Consider the following 22,549-nt stretch of genomic DNA (forward strand, 5'->3'; position numbering starts at 1 on the left):
CTTCTAAAATTTATGCTGGCGCACCAACAGCTGCCTTAATTACTTCTTCCGAGATATTACTTGGCGTTTCCGCATAGTGGGAAAACTCCATAGTTGACGTTGCTCTACCAGATGACAATGTTCTTAAAGAAGTAACATAACCAAACATCTCTGATAAAGGAACAGTAGCCTTAATAACTTTAGCTCCAGCTCTATCGGACATATCACTTACTTGACCTCTTCTTCTGTTAAGGTCACCAACAATATCACCCATATTTTCTTCAGGAGTAAGTACTTCCAATTTCATAATTGGCTCCATGATTACCGCTTTTGCAGCTTTTGCAGCAGCTTTGTATCCTAATTTAGCAGCAAGTTCGAAAGACAATTGATCCGAATCCACATCGTGATATGAACCATCCGTCAAAGTAACTTTCATAGCATCCATTTCGTAACCGGCTAAAGGACCATTCTGCATTGCCATTTTGAATCCTTTTTCTACAGAAGGGATAAATTCCTTTGGAACGTTACCACCTTTGATTTGGGACACAAAATCAAGTCCACTCTTACCTTCTTCAGCAGGTTCAATTGTAAATACAATATCAGCAAATTTACCACGACCACCTGATTGCTTTTTGTATACCTCTCTGTGGTCTGCCTTCTGTGTGATAGCTTCTTTGTACTCTACTTGAGGTTGACCTTGATTAACATCTACCTTAAACTCACGCTTCAAACGATCAACGATAATATCTAAGTGAAGTTCACCCATACCAGAAATAATGGTCTGACCTGAAGCTTCATCAGTTTTGACTTGGAAAGTAGGATCTTCTTCAGCCAATTTACCCAAAGCCATACCTAGTTTATCTACATCAGCCTTAGTTTTTGGTTCCACTGCTATACCAATTACAGGGTCAGGGAAATCCATACTTTCAAGAACTATTGGGTGCTTTTCATCAGACATGGTATCACCAGTCTTGATATCTTTAAATCCAACAGCAGCACCAATATCACCAGCTTCGATAAAATCGATAGCATTTTGTTTATTGGAATGCATCTGATAGATACGAGAAATACGCTCTTTCTTGCCAGATCTGTTATTCAAAATATATGAACCAGCATCCAAACGTCCAGAGTAAGTTCTGAAGAATGCCAAACGACCAACGAAAGGATCTGTCGCAATTTTAAATGCTAAAGCAGAAAAAGGTTCCTTAACGTCTGGTTTTCTAGAAATTTCATTTCCTGTATTAGGATCTGTACCTACGATATCATCCTTATCAATTGGAGAAGGCAAATATCTACATACAGCATCCAATAAGAATTGAACCCCTTTGTTCTTAAAAGAAGAACCACAAATCATTGGAATTATAGCTCTGTCCATTACCGCAGCTCTTAATGCAGCATGAACTTCTTCTTCAGTTATGGAATCTTCATCTTCGAAGAATTTTTCCATTAATTCTTCATCATACTCAGCCACTGCTTCAATTAAAGCAGCGCGATATTCTTTTACTTCAGCTTCCATTTCAGCAGGAATATCAATCACATCGAATGTTGATCCAAATCCTTCTTCGTGCCAAACGATTGCTCTATTCTTTGCAAGGTCTACTATACCTTTAAAATCAGCTTCTTCACCAATCGGCAAAACAATAGGTACAGCGTTAGAACCCAACATATCCTTAACTTGGTTACAAACCATTAAGAAATTAGACCCTTGTCTATCCATTTTGTTCACGAAACCAATTCTTGGCACCTTATAATTATCAGCCAATCTCCAGTTAGTTTCTGATTGAGGCTCAACACCATCAACAGCACTAAATAAAAAGACTAGACCATCCAATACACGTAAAGAACGGTTTACCTCTACGGTAAAGTCAACGTGGCCAGGAGTATCTATAATGTTAAAATGATATCCTTTAGTATCATTTACTGGATTTCCATTTTCCGTTGGGAAGTTCCAAGTACATGTAGTAGCAGCAGAAGTAATGGTTATACCACGCTCTTGCTCTTGCTCCATCCAGTCCATGGTAGCGGCACCATCGTGCACCTCTCCAATTTTATGACTAACACCAGTATAAAATAATATACGTTCTGTAGTAGTAGTTTTTCCAGCATCAATATGTGCCGCAATACCTATATTCCTTGTAAATTTTAAATCTCTTGCCATCTTGGTAATTAAAATCTAAAGTGGGAAAATGCTTTATTTGCTTCGGCCATTTTGTGGGTATCCACTCTTTTCTTGACCGCAGCGCCTTCTTCTTTTGCAGCTGCTAAAATCTCAGCAGCTAATTTTTGCGCCATAGATTTTTCATTTCTTTTGCGAGCATAAAGAATCAACCATTTCATAGCGGTTGATATTTTACGGTCAGGACGAATCTGCATTGGTATTTGAAATGTAGCACCACCAACTCTTCTACTTCTTACCTCAACATGTGGCATTACATTAGATAATGCATCTTTCCACAACTCCAATGCTGTCTTTTCTTCATCAGTGTTCTTTTCCTCTACAATATCAATTGCATCATAAAACACTTTGAACGCTGTAGACTTCTTACCATCCCACATCATCATATTTACAAAACGTGTTACCAATTGGTCTCCAAATTTTGGATCTGGCAACAATGGCCTCTTCTTTGCCTGTCTTTTTCTCATCGTTTCTTACTAAAAGTTGTTAATTACTTTTTAGGGCGTTTTGCACCATACTTAGACCTACGTTGCGTTCTACCAGCAACACCTGCTGTATCCAATGCTCCACGAACGATGTGGTATCTAACTCCTGGTAAATCTTTTACCCTTCCGCCTCTTACCAATACTATCGAGTGCTCTTGGAGGTTATGCCCTTCTCCAGGAATGTAAGCGTTAACCTCTTTACCATTAGTTAACCTAACCCTAGCAACTTTACGCATTGCAGAATTTGGTTTTTTAGGCGTAGTAGTGTAGACACGTGTACAGACTCCCCTTCTTTGTGGGCAAGAATCCAAAGCAGCCGATTTACTCTTCTTGGTAATTGTGGCCCTTCCTTTTCTTACTAATTGTGAAATTGTTGGCATTAAATTCTTTTATTAAATAAAATAACCCTCGTTTTGAGGGCTGCAAATGTAGTGATATTTCACAATAATTCAAATGCATATGGATTTATTTTACAATAGTACGCTCAATAAATTATTGAAACCATATCATTATAATATAATTTGCACATCGAAGAGGAGAAAAGTGTACACAAAAAAGTATTTATTATAATTTAAAGATTCCTTTCACATAAAATAACATAGACCACTTTACTACCTTTGCCAAAATGAAAAATACAAACAAAATCCATGGCATACGTGCCATCATAGAGGCTATAGAAGCTAACCAACCCTTAAACAAAGTTTATCTTCAAAAAGGATTAAAAGGACAGCTGTTTAAAGAGTTGGAAAACCAAATCAGGAAACACAAAATAAGTACTTCTTATGTACCTATTGAGAAGTTGAACCGACTGACCCACGGAAACCATCAAGGAGCGGTAGCCAAAATTTCATCCATTGGATTTCAAGAGTTTGAACCCTTAATGGAACAAATTCTTGAAAAGAAAGAGAATCCCCTCTTATTATTGCTTGACCAAATTTCCGATGTACGTAATTTTGGTGCAATAATAAGAACTGCGGAGTGCTGTGGCATAGATGCTATCGTTGTTCCAAAAAGCGGATCAGCACCACTTAATGACGATGCCATAAAAACCTCTGCAGGTGCGGCATTTAATATTCCCATTTCTAAAGTTGATCATTTAAAAGACGCTATGTTTTATTTAAAAGCTACAGGAATAAAATTAATAGCTGCAACAGAAAAAACAAATGACTCTGTATTTGATATAGATTTTCAAAAACCCTGTGCAATTATAATGGGCTCAGAAGACCGCGGAATTAATCCTTCTATCCTTAAAATGGTCGACAGCAAAGCTAAGTTACCTCTAAAGGGAGAAATAGAATCTCTAAATGTATCTGTTGCCTGTGGCGTATTTTTATATGAAGCGGTAAGACAGCGAGGAAATTAATCTTTACGATTTTCATTTTCCTTCTTATAATGATAATTTATCTCAACTTGTTCGGTAGGGGGTTCTATTGTTTCAATAAAGTTTCCATCTTCATCAAAATGTTTTAAAAACTCGTCTTCTTCTTCATTATAATCTTCTTTTTCCCATGAATATTTCTTTTCTGGGTCAAGTTTGGTTTTATATGTTAGTGCCAATAGGAATCCAACTAAAAAACCGGACAAATGTCCTTCCCATGAAATACCATCTTTTATTGGGAAAATATACCATATCATACTCCCGTATAAAAAAACCATAGCTAAAGACAAGGCAATTAACCTGTAGTGCTTGGCAAAAATGCCTTTAAAAAAAATGAAGCTGACCAAAACATAAATAAGACCACTGGCCCCAATATGATAGGATGGCCTACCTATTAGCCATGTAAGCAATCCTGAAAGCAGAATTCCTATGAGTAAAACCTGAATTGCATTGCGATAATAGAAGTAAAATAAAGCAGCTGTCAATGTTATCAAGGGAATGGTATTATTATATAAATGTTCAATAGACCCGTGAATAAATGGGCTAAAAAAAATCCCCCTTAATCCCACAACATCTCTAGGTTCAATTCCAAATTCATTTAGGTTAACCTTGAATTTTACTTCTATCCAAAATACAGTCCATATGGATAATGCAGCAAGCAAAGGAGCTAAAAGCACAACTTTAGAAAACTTAAAATGATTTTCTGCGGACATATCTATAAATGTCGCAAATTCTTATCCATAATTGCAAAATCGGATAAATTGTCATCCCCATTTTTAGCTATTTTTATAAAATGAACGAGCCCTTAGCAGAACGAATAAGACCTAAAAGCCTTGAAGATTACATTAGCCAAAGTCACTTAATCGGTGAAAAAGGAGCCCTAACGCACCAAATAAAACAGGGTATAATTCCATCTTTAATCTTATGGGGGCCACCTGGAACAGGAAAAACAACCTTAGCCAACATTATTGCAACAGAAAGTAAACGCCCCTTTTATACCCTCAGCGCAATAAGCAGTGGTGTAAAAGATGTGAGAGAAGTAATAGAAAAGGCTAAACAAAGCGGGGGGCTATTTACTTCTAAAAATCCTATACTATTTATTGATGAGATTCACCGTTTTAGCAAATCCCAACAGGATTCATTACTTGGAGCAGTAGAAAAAGGGTGGGTTACATTAATTGGTGCTACTACGGAAAACCCAAGTTTTGAAGTCATCCCCGCTTTATTATCTCGGTGTCAGGTCTATATTTTGAATCCTTTTGATAAAAAGGATTTGGAGATGCTTTTAAATAGAGCGTTACAGGAAGATGACTTTCTAAAAACAAAGAAAGTAGAATTAAAAGAAACTGAAGCTTTGTTAAGGCTTTCCGGTGGTGATGGTAGAAAGCTTCTTAATATTTTTGAACTTTTGGTTACTTCAGAATCTGGAAAGAAAATTAGTATCACAAATGAACTTGTTTTACAAAAGGTCCAAAAGAATACAGTCTTATATGATAAAACAGGTGAGCAACATTATGATATTATCTCAGCGTTTATCAAATCGGTTCGCGGTAGTGATCCAAACGCAGCAGTATATTGGCTTGCAAGAATGATAGAAGGTGGCGAAGATGTAAAATTTATTGCACGTAGACTGGTAATTCTAGCATCCGAAGATATAGGTAATGCAAACCCGACTGCTCTTGTATTGGCAAATTCTACTTTCCAGGCGGTAAATACGATTGGGTATCCAGAAGCTAGAATTATTTTGAGCCAATGTGCCACCTATCTGGCAAGTTCACCAAAAAGTAATGCAAGCTATGCTGCCATAAAGCTTGCACAACAAAAAGTAAAAGAAACTGGAGACCTGTCCGTTCCATTACATATTAGAAACGCCCCAACTAAATTAATGAAAGATTTAGATTATGGTAAAGGGTATGAATATGCACATGACCATAAAGATAACTTTATCACATCTGAGTTTTTGCCGGATGAAATCTCTGGGACCACTTTTTTTAGACTAGGCGATAATCCTCGAGAAAATGCCATGAGGGAATTTCTTAAAAAGCGATGGAAAGATAAGTATGAGTTTTAGAACTTAATGTTCAATTCTTCAAGAACTTTTTCTCCATTCTCATTATACTCAAAAAACCATCTTCCATTTTTACTTAAGATAACTCCACTTACATTATCTCGAGTAGCTAAAAAAACATTTTTTACTGATGTTTCTATAAGTTTATATCTAATCTTTGGTGTATTATCAATTAGTTGGAAGCCATTTTCAATAGGTTGGGCATAAAGCATTTCCAGCTTTTCTTCCAAAATTTCACTTGTCTTGTTTCCTTTTTGAATTGTTGAAGCAACTGGCTCAACACTCTTATAGCTCTGATTTTCTAGAGTAGCTTCTTGTTTTACGGTCGATGCTTCTGTTTTCTTATCCACGGATTTTTGTATTACTTCTTCATCCAAGGACTTTACATCATTTTTAAAACTTATCGTAATCGGTTTTTCTTCCATTTCTTCTTTAGGGACATATTTATAATTCAATGTATTATATGATGCAAAAGCTTCTTTAATAGCTTCCATGTAGGCAGGTTTATATTCCTTTTTTTTACTTCTTCCCTCCTTAGAAGTAAACACAACAAGACCATTACAGTCCCTGACAACTATGTTCACTTTTGTAGTAAATAAAGAAGACTTATTTTCTAAATCTGCTTTGAGCCCCAAACATCCATTTATTCTTAAATCTTCCGGAAGCATATCATCATAAATAGCATTATAAGAAGCTTCAACAAACAAATATTTTAATAGTGTACTAGTCTGATATTGATTCGCGTTTTTAAAATCATCAAACTTTTTAGGTACAATAATGTACTTGTAATCATTCAATTGTGCATTTCCAGCTGATACAGCTAAAAAGAACAGAGATAATAAGAGTAATATTTTTTTCATACTAAACAGTAATCAATTACTGTTCCAAGATATAATATTAAATCCAAACTGTAAAGATGCGTAATTGCTATCTGGAATATTTTGATAGCCCAATAGGTTATCACCAAGTATGTAAAAATTTACTGGTCCAGCTTGAAAATTGAGTCCTAAACCAATATTCGTAAGTGTAAATTTATCTGCTGTATACGTAGCCTTTACAGCAAGTGCATTGCCCAACCTTTTTTGATAAAAGGCAGTTAAGGCAGCTTGTGGTCCTCTAGGCCTGTTTATAACATAAAGGTGCCCGCCAACTGCATTTTTATAATCAAACGGGCTATCGCTCTGCACCGTATTTGTACCGCAATAACAATCTTCCGTTTTTCCCTTTTGTTCTCCAAAATTATACCGTATAGAGGCATTTAACTTTATTGGTCTCAGGGAAACATAGGCATCACTATTAGTTTCAAAAGGAACCTGATCTTCTATATCATCCACTAGCTCTTGCCAGATGTCACTATTTAAATCATCAAAGGATTCCGGTAAAATAATTTCAATTCCCTCATTGGAAGCCGTTCCTTCCAAAGTAAAGTTTTTAATATCCTTAGAATGATAAATAAAGCCTACATCTAAAAGGCTACCTGTTAAAAAAGTCCTTTCATTGAGTTGGTATGTAAATCCAACATCAAAACCGAGCCCTAGATTTCCTCCAAAAAAAGAACGCCCCAACAATAGACCTGCAATACTTTGGTCAGAATCTTCATTCTCGATTATTCCTTGTAGACCTGAAGTTTTAAGACCTCCATCAACGACTATTGTATTGCGTAATATATTATTTTCACCTTGTGTAGTTACAAAATATCCTTTGTTGGAATTTGATTTGGCCTCAAAAATACTTGAGTAAATCTTGCCTCTTAGCCCCAAACGCAGTTTATCATTTACTTTTCTGTTTATCCCAAAGTGAAATACGTTTACCGCTTCTCCATAAGTTGCAATGTGGTTCAGGCTAAATCTACGATTTAGGTTATTAGCATTACCCTCAAATGCCAAAATAGCCAAATCTTTAGGCCAGTATTGTACAATTGAAAAATCGCCATAAATTCCAAAAGAATAATAGTCTTCTGGCCTATTTGCATTTCTAAAACCTATATTTAAAATATCTATTTGAAAACTAGCGCCAAATTCATCCCTTTGGCTCAGACCATTGACAACTTTATCTCTTACCTTATCCGTAAAACTAAGTCCATCATTGGCGAAAAGGTCATTAACGGTAATTCCACTTGTTCCTGCCTGTACTGAAATTCCAGAAAGTAAAGGGATGCTCGTATGCCATTTATACGGAGTTTTTACACCTGGGTTTAAAAGAAGTGATTGTGGAATTTCATAAAAGTCGTACAGCAATTGTTTGTTTTGCGCACTAAGGAGTCCCATACTAGTAAGTATGGTAAAAAAAACCAGTTTAATCTTTTTCATTGTAGTCTTACCCTAAATGCTGCGCTTGATCTTAAGATTATTCTAGGTTCGTTGGCTGTTGATTGACTTGTGTTATCCCCAAGATTTTCACTCGTGACCCTAATTCTAGTTGTGTTTCTAAGTATATCCAAATCTTTATCCCCATTCCCATAAGCAACTTGGCGTTCCAGTAATGGTGCAGGTTGCGGGTCAATTGTAAAGGACTCACTATCCAATACAGTATCAGCATCATCTAAAAACTCGACCAATAAGTTCAATTCTTTGCTAGTGGTGTTCTCCAATTGATATGTAATTGTGCCATCTAAAACCCTTTCAGAAACAAAAGCTTCGTTAAATGCCTCAAACGTAAAAGTCTGGTTGTAAAAAACCCCTTGCGGTAATTGATTTATAACGTCTTCAGGAGATTCAAAATAAAAAATTCCAGTAGCTAGTGTTGGAGTCACACTTAAATCATCGAACTGATCAAAATTCTGTTCCTCAGCACAAGAAAAGAAAAGGAAAGAACCTAAAAAGAGAAAATACAAGACTTTTTTCATAACAGCATTCCAGTAAATAGACAACAACTTATGAGTGTTGAACCCTACTAGTATAACTCTACAAAAACAGTTTTATTTCGTGAAGACTATCAATCATTTTGCAAAAATCATGAGCTGGTTCATTATGTGCATTAAAATGGAGTGTATGAAACCCCAAGGCTTGAGCTCCGAGTATATCAGCCTCAATATTATCACCTATCATAACAGAGCTTTCAGCTTTGGTTTTGGTGAGATTAAGGGCCATTTTAAAAATCTTTGGATTTGGTTTTTTGACCCCTGCCATTTCAGAATTTATTATTTGACCAAAATAATTGTAGAGATTGGCGTTCTTCAATTTTTTGTCTTGTATCTCTTGAAAGCCATTTGTGATAATATGTAACCTATATTTTGGTTTTAAATATTCAAGTATTTCGAAAGTATGGGGGAAAACATGATTAAAGGTTGACAAATATTGAATATACTCATCTGAAAGAGTATCTATTAAATCATCAGAAACTTCAAACTTTATAGTGTCAAATGTCTCTTTCAGTCTTTGATATCGTAATTCTGCTTTAGTAACTTTTTCTTCACGATATAATTTCCAATATTCTAGATTTATTGGCACATAACTTTTTAAAAAATCTTCAATAGGTACGTTAACCTGATTCTTCTTTAAAATCTTTTTAAATGTCAATGCGGAGTTCTTTTCAAAATCCCAGAGCGTGTGGTCCAAATCAAAAAAAATATCTGTTATGGGTTGATCAAACATAATATCTCTTTAGGATAGCTTTATAAAGTTCCAACCATTTTAGACGGTTGTTACTCCCCAAAAGTTCATTGGAGAAAACAATATTGAAATCGCCGTGTACCTCTTTCACCTGTCTGTATATAAAGTCAAGTTTTTCAAATACTTGTTGCTGTTTTTTATGTTTTAAAAATGAATAATCACAAACCGCAAAGGGATGGACTTTTATAGGTTGTTGTATCTCTAAATTTATATCGTAAAAATAAAATGGTGTACAAGTACCTGCCCTAAAACCTATTTCATGTGTGTACCCCATGGTATAATCATCTGTGAATTCCGTTTCCACCAAATTGCGATACGTTTGGGGAATGTTGACCCTATTGTAGCGCATACGGGAGTAGTTTACTGGTCTATTTATCAGATTAGCCAACCTATTCTTTTCTTCTTTCAAAACTGAATTATTTAAAGAAGAGCTATAGGAAGCACTGAGGGAAACAACACTATAATCGGCTACGGATTTTATTAAATACTGAAACTTATTTTTGTAGATAGAAACATTTTTATCATGTCTTGAGTAGTCTGCAAATTGAAAGAAAAACATGGTCTTGCACTTAAACTGCTTATGTATCTCCATTAAATATGAAAAATTATTGTATGGATCTTTCTTTGGATTTATCCATACTGCAACCCGCTTTAGCAAACGCAATAGTTTAAACTTACCCAAGTCCAAAAATATGCCTCCCAGAGTTCTAACAAATCCACGATAAGCAAAACAATGTGAGGTTGTAACGTTGATTATGGAAGTAAACTTGTACGTGCGTTTTTTTCTTTCAATCTCTGGAAACCGTTTTTTTAAAATCCCTAAAAACCTTTGAGCCCACAAATCAACCACTGGGAGCTGTAAAAAATTTTGTTGGTATGCTAAGCTTTCTTTTACCGGAAAGCGACCTAACTCATCTTTTACATGAGGCAAATATTCTTCATACCTGCTTAATAAGTAAAAGGTTGCAGAAAAAATATCAAAAGGGATATTACTCCTTTCCCCCGCCTCAAAAAAGCAAGGTAATCCATCCCAATCTTCAATTTTTATATCAATGTCATCAATCCCTTGTTCAAACAATAGAGAATTGCTTCTAATAAAAAACTCGTTCTGTAAGGGTTGTTTAGAATAGGTTATTTTAGGTCCCGAATGTTTTATAAAATCCTCAACCGTATTAGTAAAGCTAACATCAATACCCAAAATTCGGGTAAAGACATGCTTCATTGTATAGCTAAAGCGCTTAGAAATTTTATGCGTGTAAATTAGCAGCATCTATAAAAGGTGTTCATCGGCAAAACTAAAATAAGCCTTTTCGGTTACGATTATGTGATCAAGCACTTTAATATCCAGTGCTTCTGCCGCTAATTTTAATTTTGTTGTTATTTGTTTGTCTGCTGCGCTAGGTTTTAGCATACCGGATGGGTGGTTGTGGGATAAAACCAAACCTACGGCACTATATTCCAATGCTTTTTTTAATACCAGTCTAATATCTACTAATGTGCCGGTAATGCCTCCTTTACTCAATTGCTCTTTGTGCAGTACTTTATTGGAATTATTTAAATAGATAATCCAAAATTCCTCATGCGGTAATTCTCCAAGTATAGGTTGTAAGAGTTCAAAAACATCTTTGCTGCTATTTATTTTAGTAACATTTTGGGCAGCTTCTCCTCTTCTACGTCTGCCCATTTCCATTGCAGCCGCAATAGTTATAGCCTTGGCCTCTCCAATACCCTTAAACTGCATCAATTGTTTTATGGTGAGCTTCCCTAATTCATTAAGGTTGTTGTTCACAGAAGCTAAAATCCGTTTTGATAGCTCAACAGCACTTTCATCCCTACTTCCCGACCCAATTAAAATGGCAATAAGTTCTGCATCTGATAAAACGGAGCGTCCTTTCTGAAGTAATTTCTCCCTTGGCTTATCATCGTCTGCCCAGTTTTTAATGGACAAAGAAGTTTGCTTCTCTTGCATTCGTTAAAGATAACTGGATTTCTTAATAGTATGAAAGATGATTCCAATGATATCCATTGTTGTACCTAACTATCTTCCTTTGTATCTTGACGGACACACTAAAAACTACTCAAATGAAATCTCTACTTACTGAAAATGGCTATTCTGAAATAAAAGAAAGGCTAAATAACTTAGCTGAAGATTCAGAAAGATTATGGGGCAAAATGACCATTGGCCAAATGGCATGGCATTGTAAATATCCATTAAAACTAGCCATTGATAACAAAGAGAACAATTCTAAAGGAAATTGGTTTGTAAAAACTTTCTTTAAAAAATCATTGTACAATGACAAACCCTGGCGTAAAAACTTGCCTACAGCGCCACAATTACGCGCTAAAGAGCCGAAAGATTTTAAAACTGAATATGAAGAGTTAAAAAATTTAGTGGATACTTTTTATAGTATTAAAGAAAGAGAAGTATGGTATCCGCATCCAGCATTTGGAAAATTCACCAAAGAACAATGGGGACAAATGCAATACAAACATTTGGACCATCATCTAAGACAATTTGGAGCTTGACAATGGGTGGTTAAAATAGATTGGAAATTTTATCAAAATCCAAACCGCCATAATTTCCTGAACTCATTAAAAGTAATGCTGAATTTTCAAAGCTTTGGGAGAACAAAAAGTTTTGAAAAGAATTAGAATCCGTGAAAATTTTTAAATCCTTATTCTTAAAGGCTTCGCCTATTTGTTTTTCTGATACCTCATCCAACCTCTTTATCTTGACCGCTTCAGGAGAATAGAAAACCACAGCCTCATCAGCATCGTCCAATGCACCAGCATACTCCTTTAAAAATTCTGAATTAAGACTACTGTAGGTATGCAGCTCTAAGCAGGCCAAAAGCTTTCTGTTTGGGTATTGTTCTTTAACCGCTTTGGTAGTTGCAGCTACTTTACTGGGAGAATGGGCAAAATCTTTAAAAGCTATGCCAGTTGGATTTTCAGCGATTTTTTCCATTCGTTTAGAAGCTCCTTTAAAAGTAGCTATGGCTTCATAAAAATCCAACTCGTCAACACCCATATTTTGGCAAATCCACTTGGCACCTGCCAAATTGTTCAGGTTATGCTTACCAAAAATCTCGATTGGCATTGGGCCTTCAGGAGTTTCCAATAGAGTAACTCCTTTCTCAACGGTATACCCAGGGGTCTGATAAGGCATTTTTCTAATGGTATTCTCAGAAGCTACTACCACATTTTTTAAATCTTCATCCTCTTCATTGTAAGTTATACTACCACCTTCTATTATACTATCGACAAAAATTTTAAACTGTTCCACATAATTCCCATAGGTAGGAAATACATTAATATGATCCCAAGCAATACCACTTAATAAAGCAATATTAGGTTGGTATAAATGAAATTTTGGTCTTCGGTCAATGGGTGAGGACAAATATTCATCCCCTTCCAGGACTATAAAATCATTGTCTTTGGTAAGGTGTACCATACGGTCAAAACCATCTAATTGTGCGCCAACCATATAATCAACATCAATATTGTTGTAATTAAGAACATGTAAAATCATAGAAGTAATGGTAGTTTTGCCATGACTACCCCCAATAACCACTCGTGTTTTATCTTTAGACTGCTCGTATAAAAATTCTGGATAGGAATATATTTTTACACCTAAATCCTGAGCTTTAAGCAACTCAGGGTTATCTGGTTTGGCATGCATCCCTAAGATTACTGCATCTAAATCTATCTGAATCTTCTCCGGAAACCATCCATACTCTTCAGGCAGTAACCCTTTCTTCTCCAGCCTACTTTTTGATGGTTCAAAAATAACATCATCACTACCGGTCACCCTATATCCTTTATACGCTAATGCTAGAGCAAGATTATGCATGGCACTTCCACCTATGGCTATGAAATGTATTTTCATGAAGAAAGTTTATCGCTCAAAGATAGTTATAGAATTAAAATTGTTTTATGTTTCTTACTATATTGGTAAAAACAAAATAATATGACTTTATCAGATATTCCTTCAAAAGAAATAATGCCAGGCTATCACGGCAGATTAGTACACTCTGAAAGTATGAGCTGGGTTTTTTGGGATGTTGAAGAAGGGGCTGTGGTTCCTATGCACCATCATATACATGAGCAAATAATGCATGTGGTTTCTGGTCACTTTGAGTTTACCCTAGATGGAAATACCGAAGTATATGAAGCTGGCAGTGTAGTGGTTATACCATCAAATGTTCCACATGGCGGAAGGGCAATCACTGTCTGTAAATTAATGGATGTATTTAGTCCAGCTAGAGAAGAGTACAAATAAAAGCTTTAGAAGTTCTTAGCATAAGCATCTGTTATTTAACGATATTGTAAATTTTAATTAGCTTTATCTACAAACCAATAAACTTTTAACAGATGAATTCAAAAATATTTTTAATTGTCCGGATTTTATTAGGAGTATTTGTGCTAGTCTTTGGACTTAACAAATTTTTAAACTTTTTACCAGCTTTTGAGCTAACTGGAGACCCCCTCGAATATTTTAGTGCATTATCCAAAAGCCAGACTCTAAATTTGGTTGGAGTTGTAGAAGTAGTTGCTGGATTAGCACTCATTTTTAATAAATGGGGAGCTCTAATGGCAGTTATCCTAATGAGCATTTCTGTAAATGCCGTATTATTTCATGCCACTTTGGATCCCGCAAATATCGGGCCTGCAATTGGATTGCTTTTATTGAACATTATTGCCTTGGTGGGCTACAAAGATAAGTACGCAGATATGCTTCGTGGTTAAAAGACACAAACAAAAAAGCCTTTCTTTTTGAAAGGTTTTTTTGTTAAAAACTCATACGGTCTTTGAACAAATAGGATTGTCTTCTAGAAACTTCCACTTCCTCACCATTTTGCATGGTGAGCTTTAATTTACCATTAAACCAAGGCACTACATTTGCAATAAAGTTGGTATTTATTATTTGTTGGCGGTTTACCCTAAAGAAAGAAGCTTCGGGTAATTTTTCCTCGATTTGATTTAAAGATTTATACAACATTGGTTTATTATCCTGAAAAAATACCCGTGTGTAATTTCCAACAATCTCAAAGAGAGCAATTTCCCCAATCTTTACCAACCAACATTTTTCACCATCTTTTATAAAAATTTGACTGCTTTCCGTAAGTTTTATACTTGAACCTTTTACATCATGCTTTTCCTCAGTTTTTGCTTTCACTTTTTCAATTGCGGAAGCAAAACGTTTTTCATTAATGGGTTTTAGCAAATAATCCAATGCGTTATATTCAAAAGACTTAATAGCATATTCGTCAAAAGCCGTGGTAAACACAGTAATTGGTACATCATCCAACATTTCTAAAAGCTCAAAACCATCTTTTTCAGGCATATTAATATCCAAAAACAACAGGTCTGGATGCGTCTTTTGTATTAATTCATATCCTAAATCAACATTTTCAGCCTCACCGATAAGCTCAATATCAGGATGGCCCTTTAATAATTCTTTGAGCTCATTACGTGCTAAACGCGAATCTTCTACTATGACAGCTTTAATACTCATACTTGTGGGATGTTAATTTCCGCAACAACCTCCTTACCTATTTCATTTAAACTAAAACTTGCTTTTTCACCATATAACAGCCTTAGTCGCTGCTTTATATTTTTTAACCCCAGCTGGGTAGAATCTTTAGAAATCTCAAGCTTTCCAGAATTTATGACCTTTATTTGAAGCCCATTATTATTCAAACCTACTTCTAGTTTAATTTTCCCACCCTCCTTTAAATTAGAAATCCCATGCTTTGCAGCATTTTCAATCAATAACTGAATAATCATTGGTGGAATTTGAAATTGAAGGGTATCTTTTTCAATCTCTTTTTCAAATTTTAGCCTTTCTTCGAATTGAATTTTTGACAACGCAATATAATTATCTACCATCTCCAACTCTTCTTCCACAGCTATTCCATCAACATTATTTTTTGTTAGCGAATACCTCAACATTTCAGAAAGTTTGGTCAACATTTCCCTTGATTTTTCTACATCCTCCAACATTAGACCTCTTATGTTGTTGAGACTATTGAACATAAAATGAGGGTTAATTTGACCTTTAAGTGTGTTTAATTGTGCTTGTTTTAAATTGGTGTTTAGTTCTAACCTTTCTATACGGTCTTTGTTCAGTTTTAAAAGCAATTTGATCACAAAATAGGTGACTGTCCAAGCACCTATCATAAATAGCGAATTTATAGCCTGTACCCAAAAGCCATCATACATTTTGAACATATCAATATGCTCCTGTGATATACTTGGACCATATTTGGCATATAAGTAACCAAAAAGATAGTTTAAAGAACCAAAAAGGAAACATGTCAAAAGAAAAGATATTCCGATTTTGATTACGTCTATTGACTTAAAAGACTCAAAATTAATATTGTGTTTCAGATACCATCGAAATATTGAAGTTACCGAAACACTTATTGTAAATCCAGATATAATTGAATAGATGATATATTCTAAACCGATATTCTTTAGTAATAATAAGGAAAGGCAATTGATAAACCCCCAACCAACAATTTGTAATACCCAAAAAATAAGGTTTCTATTCTTATCTGTAATATTCATAGTTTAAGGTTAGACCAATAAATTTAAATGGTAAAATAAATCTCACGAATTTACCTAAATAATAGGATTAGAAAATAGTAGCGAAAACATTTTTATTGTTGAGCTATCAATTGAGAATATGGTATAATAGTTGTCCAAATAAGAAGCCTATGCCACCAAATACTACGACCACTCCAAGCATGATCCCCAAAATTTTAAAAGGCCTTTTCTTGATCATATGAACCTCACAAACAATCTGTTTTCTACCTTGTCTGGTAAATGCTATTATAGAAAAAAATAAGCCAGAAAGTCCTAGCACTAAGACTTGACCTGTGTTTTTGTCGAGGATTTGACTAAAAATAGCACTAGCTACTAAAAGTGCTCCTGCTAGTAGTAGTGCCACTTTGTTGTTGTTTTTCATAACTAAGAATTTACTGATTTACATTCACCTTCTTTGTGGGATAAAGCTGTACCTATTAAAGCTAACCCCGTATATATAGGAAAGAAGTTTGTAGCAATGGTCTTTGCACTAATTGCTGTAAAAACACCAGCTAAAAGTGTTATAAAGCCTATTATAAATACTACCTGTTTAATATTGTTTGAATTTTTCATCTTTTTGGTTTTTATGGTTATTAATTAAAGAATAATTGCTAGTACAGTTTCGATTATAAGTTTTGCAAGTGTTATCATTTCTGGTTGTTTTTATTTGATTGTGAAGTAAAAGTATAATCAAATAGGGCCTTTGGAAAGTAAATTATGACCAACGGTCAAACGGACTTACCGAACGGTAGCTAAAAATTACCGAATTGAAAAAAGATAGTTATTCAAACAAAAAAGGGAGCTCAAAAGGCTCCCTTACAACAGTTTATGGTTGGTTAACTAGTTTTTAAGTGGCTTTGGGATTTCCTTTTGCCCTAAATGTTTTGCATAAAAGCCCATCATTGACTTATATAGTGCAATAGAATTCTCCTCTTTTGCAAAACCGTGTCCTTCGTCATATTTTACCATGTAAGGAACATCATAGCCTTTTCCTCTCAGAGCACTTACAATTTGGTCAGACTCATCAATATTAACCCTTGGGTCGTTTGCCCCTTGTACCACAAATAGAGGTTTCTTTATTTTATCTATTTGATAAACTGGTGAAACTTCCTTCATTATCTTCTTTTCCTCTGCAATGTCCTCGTCATACCAAATCTCTTTGATGATCTTTAAATAAGGTTTCCAGTAAGGTGGAATGGTTTTCATGAAGGTGAACAAGTTAGATACACCAACATAATCTACTCCACAAGCATATAGATCAGGGGTCTTGGTCATACCTCTTAATACTGCATAGCCACCATGACTACCACCATAAATAGCTGCTTTCTTAGCATCTACCCAGCCTTTGTCAATTACATATTTTAAGCCATCTTCAACATCATCCATTGCTTTTCTACCGATCTGCTTAAAGCCAGATTCTAAAAATTCTCTTCCATAACCTCCAGAGATTCTAAAGTTCACTTGTAAGGTAGCATATCCTCGACTGGCAAATAATTGCGCTTCTGGATTAAAGCCCCACGAATCTCTAATTCCTTGTGGACCACCATGTGGATTTACGATAACTGGAACTTTTTCACCAGCTAAGGCAGCTTTTGGCAATGTGATGTATCCATGAATGGTTAATCCATCCCTGCTTTTAAAAGTGATAGGACGCATTTCGGACATATCCTCCTCTTTTAATTGTGGCATTAGATTGTATAAAAATTTGAATTCATCCTTTTTAACATCGTAAGAATGGTATTCGCCATACAAGCGGTCGCTTTGCAAGAAAATCAGTAGATTATTTTCATCATCCGTCGCATCTGCTATGCTATATTGTTTTCCGGGAAATTTGTCGGTAATTCTTTTATGTAATCTTTTATAGGAATCGCTTACTGGGAGGATTACATTCTTTTCACCTTCATAAGAGACAAAGTCCAATTCATAGCCTCTCTTTCTAGAAAGGCTCATATTGGAAACATCATACTTATCATTAGAAAAGACCTCTTTAATTACTTTATCCGCTTTTAAATCATATAAAACAATTTTTGCTTTATCGCTTTCCAAGTTGGATACCATATAGGCATCATGGAGGTTTTCAGTAGCATAATCAAAAGATAAAATACCAAAGGCATCTTTCCAACTTAAGCTTTTTATTACTTCAAAACCACCATTACCATCTTCGTAATATAAATCTTGCTCTACCCCATCTCTAATTTTAGTAAAAGCCTTAAGATTTCCATCTTTGTCAAAATTATAGCCCGCTATTGGGTTTGCTGGGTCGTTGTTAGTGTACAACTGCTTTAGTTCACCTGTTACTACGTTGACCTTAAACGGCTCAAAAACCTGCTTATTGTTTTTGTTCATCAATACGATAATATGGTCTTTGTCTTCTTTTAAAAGGTCTGAAAACTGCGCCTGTACACCATTAAAAGGCGTAAGGTCTTTTAAATTGGTTCCGTCTAAATTTACACCATAAACATGATAGTTTTCATCACCTCCCTTATCCATTAAATAGACCAGTCTTTCATTATTTATCCATCCATAGCCCCTCACCAATTCTTCTTTTTCTTCTATTGCACGTTTTGCTTCTCCTGTTGCAATATTCTTCACATAAATATGACGTTTACCATTTTCATCCTTCTCACGATAAGACATATATTTTCCATCTGGAGAAAAGCGAAATGTTGATGCTTTGGGTTTTGCAAAATAATCTTCAACAGTGTACCTATAGTCTCCTTCATCTAAGTTGGCCAATTTTTCAAGCTCTACGTCTGATGATACTAAATCTGGATTGCCAGGAATAGTTTTCTCGGTTTTTTCAAGACTTAGTGGTAATTCCATACCACCTTGATAAAAGGTACCATTTATATTGGCGCCATCAGCTACGCCAACATATTTTATACCAGCTTGCTTAAATACAATTGTTAGTTGGTTATCAGCAAATGTGGTCTCATCCATTGGAATGTCTGTCGCTCCTTGTGAAGGACTATCCATAGTAGACTTTAATACACCGTCTTTATTTGAGACGTTAAAAATTAAAGGCATTTCTGTTCCTTGGACAGCTAACGTCCCTTTCCATGAACCAGAAATATCTTGGGCATAGCTGGTAACTCCTACAAAAAGGAAAACCATAGATGCAAGTAAATCTGTAAGCTTTGTTCTCATACTTATTGTTTTAAATGATGAATGTTTATTTATGAATGTATTCTATGAGTTTATTATTTACTCTAATTGTTACATCCTTTATATTTTCTTTAAAGATATTTTGAAGTAGGGTGAAAGAAAACTTAAATATGGCGAACGGTAAATTGCTAATTCTAAGCGGATAAAATAGCTACTTTAAATCTGGTGGATATTTAGAAAATACTTTTGCAACTACACGACGTAATTGTTGTTCCCTTTCTATCGGTGCAGCATTATCACGAAAACCACTTTGAGCATTCGCTTGCCAGAACAGTGCATTCCTTCCAACATCAACAAAATCAAATATAATTTCACGCTGTAGCCCTGAATTACCAACTGGAATTCCTATGGACAGACCGCCTCCAACATTTCTACCACCGCCACCTACACCTACACCTACATTGCTCCCTGAATTAGATTGAAATACTCCACTTTTAATATTCACTAAAAATTCTGGCTCTTCGGAAAGTAGATAACCTTTTGCCTGCAAGGTGGAATCCAAAACATTTAGCAAGCGTTTTTCGTCTAACTGACTTAAACCAGATTGCATATCCTGAAAGTAATTATAAGTAGTATAATTAGAAAAGTCCGTGACTTTATCGTAATCGTAATCTACCCGAACTGCATTGCAAGCGACTAAACAACACAAAATCAGTATGTAAAGTAGATTTCTCATTAGGGCAGTATCTACTTAAAAATACAAATTTATTGGATTGCGTTTGTAAAAATAAAGAACTATTCGTTCAACAACTTCCAAAGCATATCCTTAAGTTCTTGTATCCCCTTTTGGGCAACTGATGATATAAACATATAGGGAACATTTAAATCTTCATCTAAAATAGCTTTCATTTCACCCATAAGTTCATCATCTAGCATATCACTTTTTGAGATTGCTATGATGCGCTGCTTGTCAACAAGCTCTGGATTGTATCTTCTCAACTCATCCAGTAGGATTTCGTATTCCTTGGTAATGTCTTTGCTATCTGCCGGAATTAAAAATAATAAAGTTGCATTACGTTCAATATGCCTTAAAAAATAATGTCCTAGACCTTTACCTTCAGCAGCACCTTCTATGATACCAGGAATATCTGCCATTACAAAACTTTGAAAATCACGATATTCCACAATCCCAAGGTTAGGTTTTAGAGTGGTAAACTCGTAGTCAGCAATTTTGGGCTTAGCTGAAGTGATAACGGATAGTAAAGTTGACTTTCCAGCATTTGGAAAACCTACCAAACCAACATCAGCTAAAACTTTTAATTCTAAAATAATGTTCCGCTCCTCACCAGGAATACCAGGTTGTGCATAACGTGGCGTTTGATTTGTAGATGTTTTAAAGTGCCAATTGCCACGACCCCCCATACCTCCTTCTGCGATTATTTTTTCCTCCCCATTTTCAGTAATTTCAAAAATAATCTCATTGGTCTCTGCATCTCTTACGACTGTACCTAATGGAACATCCATGTAGACATCTTGTCCATCTGCACCCGTACTACGATTTTTACTCCCGTGTTCTCCGTGACCAGCTTTAAAATGCTTTTTGAACTTGTAAGTAACCAAAGTCCAAAGGTTGTTGTTTCCTCTAATTATGACATGGCCCCCACGACCACCATCACCTCCATCAGGACCACCCTTGGTAATATACTTTTCACGATGCAAATGCACAGAACCCTTACCCCCATTACCTGAGATAACAAAAGCTTTAACATAATCAACAAAATTACCTTCAGTCATTAGTCACGTTTTGTCATTCCCGTGGAAACGGGAATCTAATTTAATTAAATAGGCAAAAGCGGAAACCCTCGTTACTCAAAATCCAAAGAATCATCAAAATAAAATATATAGATCAAATAACAGACACAACCCAGCAAGAATACCAAAATTGCACATCCAGTTACCATACAACCCTTAAACGCATATTTAGGTGTTATTACTTTATCTGGCATTATGAAACTAGTTAAAAAGTGTCTTATAGACTATCTATTACTTGTGACAAACGTCCAGTAATAGCTGTAATATCCCCAATTCCATTTACAGAATGGAACTTGCCCTGCTTGGAATAATACTCTTTTAAAGGAGCCGTTTTTTGGTTGTACTCCTCAAAACGATTTCTAATTTTATCTTCATCTTGATCATCACTTCGCCCACTTTCTTTTCCTCTTTCCAATAGACGAGCAACCAATATATCATCATCTGCTTCCAAAGCTATTGTTGCATCTACTTGCATATCTTTAGATTCCAAGAAATTGTCCAATGCTTCTGCCTGTGCGGCAGTTCTAGGAAAGCCATCAAAAATGAATCCGGCAGCATCCGAATTCTTTTCTACTTCATCTTGCAACATTTTTATAGTTACCTCATCTGGAACCAAATCACCTTTGTCAATATATGATTTTGCCAGCTTTCCAAGCTCGGTATCATTCTTCATATTATAGCGAAATACATCTCCGGTAGAAATATGCTTCAAATTGTATTTTTCTTTCAAAAACCCAGCTTGGGTCCCTTTACCTGCACCAGGCTTTCCAAAAAGCACTAGGTTAATCATATTGGTTTGGTTTAGTTGGTAAACTTCTCTTAAATTTCTTCCTAACTCATTATAATCCAGTCCATAGCCAACAATAAATCGGTTAGGAATATCTAGCCCCACATAATCGATAATGTACTCCCCGTTATAGATTTCAGACTTATAAAATAATGAGGCAATTTTATACTCTTTTACATTGGTATTGGAAAACAAATGCACCAATTGCTGCAACGTGCGCCCTGTATCTATAATATCTTCTAGGATGATAACACTTCTTCCCTCAATATCTTCAGAAACATCTAGCAAAGTCTCAACAATGCCCGTGGATGTAAGCCCTTGATAAGAACTTAACTTTACAAACGAAACTTCACAAGGATATTGATATGCTTTTAGAAAATCCGCAACAAACATAAAAGACCCATTTAAAACCCCAACAAATATGGGTGTCTCATCTTTATAATCACTAGCTATTTCATCAGCCATTTTTTGTACGGCCGATAGAATTTCCGCTTCGCTCAAATAGGGTTTAAAAAGCTTGTCGTGTAGCTTAATCAATGCGTTTTAATTTTTTTAAC

Annotated in this window: 24 protein-coding genes; 5 read left to right on the forward strand and 19 right to left on the reverse strand. The window is 35.3% G+C overall.

The window, feature by feature from the left end; translation table 11 throughout:
* Positions 1-10: 10 nt before the first annotated feature.
* Genes fusA through rpsL form a run of 3 tightly spaced genes read right to left on the reverse strand, consistent with a single transcriptional unit; the run spans position 11 to position 3,020 of the window.
* On the reverse strand, positions 11-2,137 hold the full coding sequence (gene fusA / locus AACP56_RS11320; RefSeq protein WP_339337627.1) for an elongation factor G: 2,127 nt from the start codon (positions 2,135-2,137) through the stop codon (positions 11-13).
* A gap of 8 nt (positions 2,138-2,145) precedes the next feature.
* The gene (rpsG, locus tag AACP56_RS11325) at positions 2,146-2,622 is read right to left on the reverse strand and encodes a 30S ribosomal protein S7 (RefSeq protein WP_339337626.1); all 477 of its coding nucleotides are present in this window, start codon (positions 2,620-2,622) and stop codon (positions 2,146-2,148) included.
* Positions 2,623-2,645: 23 nt separating this feature from the next.
* Positions 2,646-3,020 carry a 30S ribosomal protein S12 gene (gene rpsL, locus AACP56_RS11330; RefSeq protein WP_013305196.1) on the reverse strand — a complete coding sequence of 125 codons (375 nt, stop codon included), beginning with the start codon at positions 3,018-3,020 and terminating at the stop codon, positions 2,646-2,648.
* Positions 3,021-3,265: 245 nt separating this feature from the next.
* On the opposite strand from rpsL, the gene rlmB reads away from it, so the two are divergent.
* Complete coding sequence (gene rlmB, locus AACP56_RS11335) at positions 3,266-4,003, forward strand: 23S rRNA (guanosine(2251)-2'-O)-methyltransferase RlmB (protein WP_339337625.1); 738 nt, start codon at positions 3,266-3,268, stop codon at positions 4,001-4,003.
* Here rlmB and AACP56_RS11340 read toward each other — a convergent pair.
* On the reverse strand, positions 4,000-4,731 hold the full coding sequence (locus AACP56_RS11340) for a rhomboid family intramembrane serine protease (protein WP_339337624.1): 732 nt from the start codon (positions 4,729-4,731) through the stop codon (positions 4,000-4,002). The two genes, rlmB and AACP56_RS11340, sit on opposite strands and share 4 nt — an antisense overlap.
* 80 nt (positions 4,732-4,811) lie before the next feature.
* Here AACP56_RS11340 and AACP56_RS11345 point away from each other — a divergent pair, with 80 nt between their 5' ends.
* On the forward strand, positions 4,812-6,089 hold the full coding sequence (locus AACP56_RS11345) for a replication-associated recombination protein A (RefSeq protein ID WP_339337623.1): 1,278 nt from the start codon (positions 4,812-4,814) through the stop codon (positions 6,087-6,089).
* Here AACP56_RS11345 and AACP56_RS11350 read toward each other — a convergent pair.
* Genes AACP56_RS11350 through radC form a run of 6 tightly spaced genes read right to left on the reverse strand, consistent with a single transcriptional unit; the run spans position 6,086 to position 11,666 of the window.
* Entirely contained in the window at positions 6,086-6,946 is an 861-nt protein-coding gene (locus AACP56_RS11350; RefSeq protein WP_339337622.1) for a hypothetical protein, read from the reverse strand. The two genes, AACP56_RS11345 and AACP56_RS11350, sit on opposite strands and share 4 nt — an antisense overlap.
* A gap of 12 nt (positions 6,947-6,958) precedes the next feature.
* Positions 6,959-8,395 (reverse strand): DUF5723 family protein, encoded by a 1,437-nt coding sequence (locus tag AACP56_RS11355; protein ID WP_339337621.1) that lies wholly within the window; start codon positions 8,393-8,395, stop codon positions 6,959-6,961.
* Positions 8,392-8,931, reverse strand: a complete 540-nt coding sequence (locus AACP56_RS11360) for a hypothetical protein (RefSeq protein ID WP_339337620.1) — start codon at positions 8,929-8,931, stop codon at positions 8,392-8,394. The genes AACP56_RS11355 and AACP56_RS11360 overlap by 4 nt, the downstream gene beginning before the upstream one ends.
* 58 nt (positions 8,932-8,989) lie before the next feature.
* Positions 8,990-9,679 carry a YjjG family noncanonical pyrimidine nucleotidase gene (locus tag AACP56_RS11365; RefSeq protein WP_339337619.1) on the reverse strand — a complete coding sequence of 230 codons (690 nt, stop codon included), beginning with the start codon at positions 9,677-9,679 and terminating at the stop codon, positions 8,990-8,992.
* Positions 9,672-10,967, reverse strand: coding sequence for a polysaccharide deacetylase family protein (locus AACP56_RS11370; protein ID WP_339337618.1), 1,296 nt, complete (start codon positions 10,965-10,967; stop codon positions 9,672-9,674). Before AACP56_RS11370 ends, AACP56_RS11365 begins: the two co-directional genes overlap by 8 nt.
* Complete coding sequence (gene radC / locus AACP56_RS11375; protein ID WP_339337617.1) at positions 10,968-11,666, reverse strand: RadC family protein; 699 nt, start codon at positions 11,664-11,666, stop codon at positions 10,968-10,970. It abuts the gene before it with no gap.
* 113 nt (positions 11,667-11,779) lie between these two features.
* Here radC and AACP56_RS11380 point away from each other — a divergent pair, with 113 nt between their 5' ends.
* Positions 11,780-12,223 (forward strand): DUF1569 domain-containing protein, encoded by a 444-nt coding sequence (locus AACP56_RS11380; RefSeq protein ID WP_339337616.1) that lies wholly within the window; start codon positions 11,780-11,782, stop codon positions 12,221-12,223.
* A 10-nt stretch (positions 12,224-12,233) separates the two neighbouring features.
* Here the strand turns inward: AACP56_RS11380 and AACP56_RS11385 are convergent, their stop codons facing one another.
* Positions 12,234-13,586, reverse strand: a complete 1,353-nt coding sequence (locus AACP56_RS11385) for a UDP-N-acetylmuramate--L-alanine ligase (protein ID WP_339337615.1) — start codon at positions 13,584-13,586, stop codon at positions 12,234-12,236.
* Between the two features lie 81 nt (positions 13,587-13,667).
* Here AACP56_RS11385 and AACP56_RS11390 point away from each other — a divergent pair, with 81 nt between their 5' ends.
* Positions 13,668-13,979, forward strand: coding sequence for a cupin domain-containing protein (locus AACP56_RS11390; RefSeq protein ID WP_339337614.1), 312 nt, complete (start codon positions 13,668-13,670; stop codon positions 13,977-13,979).
* A gap of 92 nt (positions 13,980-14,071) precedes the next feature.
* Positions 14,072-14,446 (forward strand): DoxX family membrane protein, encoded by a 375-nt coding sequence (locus AACP56_RS11395; protein ID WP_339337613.1) that lies wholly within the window; start codon positions 14,072-14,074, stop codon positions 14,444-14,446.
* A 43-nt stretch (positions 14,447-14,489) separates the two neighbouring features.
* On the opposite strand, the gene AACP56_RS11400 is transcribed toward AACP56_RS11395, so the two are convergent.
* The 8 genes from AACP56_RS11400 to AACP56_RS11435 form a co-directional block, all read right to left on the reverse strand.
* A complete protein-coding gene (locus AACP56_RS11400; RefSeq protein WP_339337612.1) occupies positions 14,490-15,215 on the reverse strand; it encodes a LytR/AlgR family response regulator transcription factor in 726 nt (241 codons plus the stop codon).
* Positions 15,212-16,270 carry a sensor histidine kinase gene (locus AACP56_RS11405; RefSeq protein ID WP_339337611.1) on the reverse strand — a complete coding sequence of 353 codons (1,059 nt, stop codon included), beginning with the start codon at positions 16,268-16,270 and terminating at the stop codon, positions 15,212-15,214. The genes AACP56_RS11400 and AACP56_RS11405 overlap by 4 nt, the downstream gene beginning before the upstream one ends.
* A gap of 106 nt (positions 16,271-16,376) precedes the next feature.
* On the reverse strand, positions 16,377-16,670 hold the full coding sequence (locus tag AACP56_RS11410) for a hypothetical protein (protein ID WP_339337610.1): 294 nt from the start codon (positions 16,668-16,670) through the stop codon (positions 16,377-16,379).
* A 2-nt stretch (positions 16,671-16,672) separates the two neighbouring features.
* Positions 16,673-16,861: a hypothetical protein gene (locus AACP56_RS11415; protein WP_339337609.1), complete on the reverse strand. Its 189-nt coding sequence runs from the start codon at positions 16,859-16,861 to the stop codon at positions 16,673-16,675.
* A gap of 267 nt (positions 16,862-17,128) precedes the next feature.
* The gene (locus AACP56_RS11420) at positions 17,129-19,435 is read right to left on the reverse strand and encodes a S9 family peptidase (protein WP_339337608.1); all 2,307 of its coding nucleotides are present in this window, start codon (positions 19,433-19,435) and stop codon (positions 17,129-17,131) included.
* Positions 19,436-19,604: 169 nt separating this feature from the next.
* Positions 19,605-20,129 carry a DUF4136 domain-containing protein gene (locus tag AACP56_RS11425; protein ID WP_339337607.1) on the reverse strand — a complete coding sequence of 175 codons (525 nt, stop codon included), beginning with the start codon at positions 20,127-20,129 and terminating at the stop codon, positions 19,605-19,607.
* Between the two features lie 59 nt (positions 20,130-20,188).
* Entirely contained in the window at positions 20,189-21,187 is a 999-nt protein-coding gene (obgE, locus tag AACP56_RS11430) for a GTPase ObgE (RefSeq protein WP_339337606.1), read from the reverse strand.
* A gap of 235 nt (positions 21,188-21,422) precedes the next feature.
* Positions 21,423-22,529 (reverse strand): adenylate kinase, encoded by a 1,107-nt coding sequence (locus AACP56_RS11435; RefSeq protein ID WP_339337605.1) that lies wholly within the window; start codon positions 22,527-22,529, stop codon positions 21,423-21,425.
* Between the last annotated feature and the right edge of the window lie 20 nt (positions 22,530-22,549).

It is taken from the genome of Croceitalea sp. MTPC6, assembly GCF_036985525.1.
GTDB lineage: Bacteria > Bacteroidota > Bacteroidia > Flavobacteriales > Flavobacteriaceae > Croceitalea.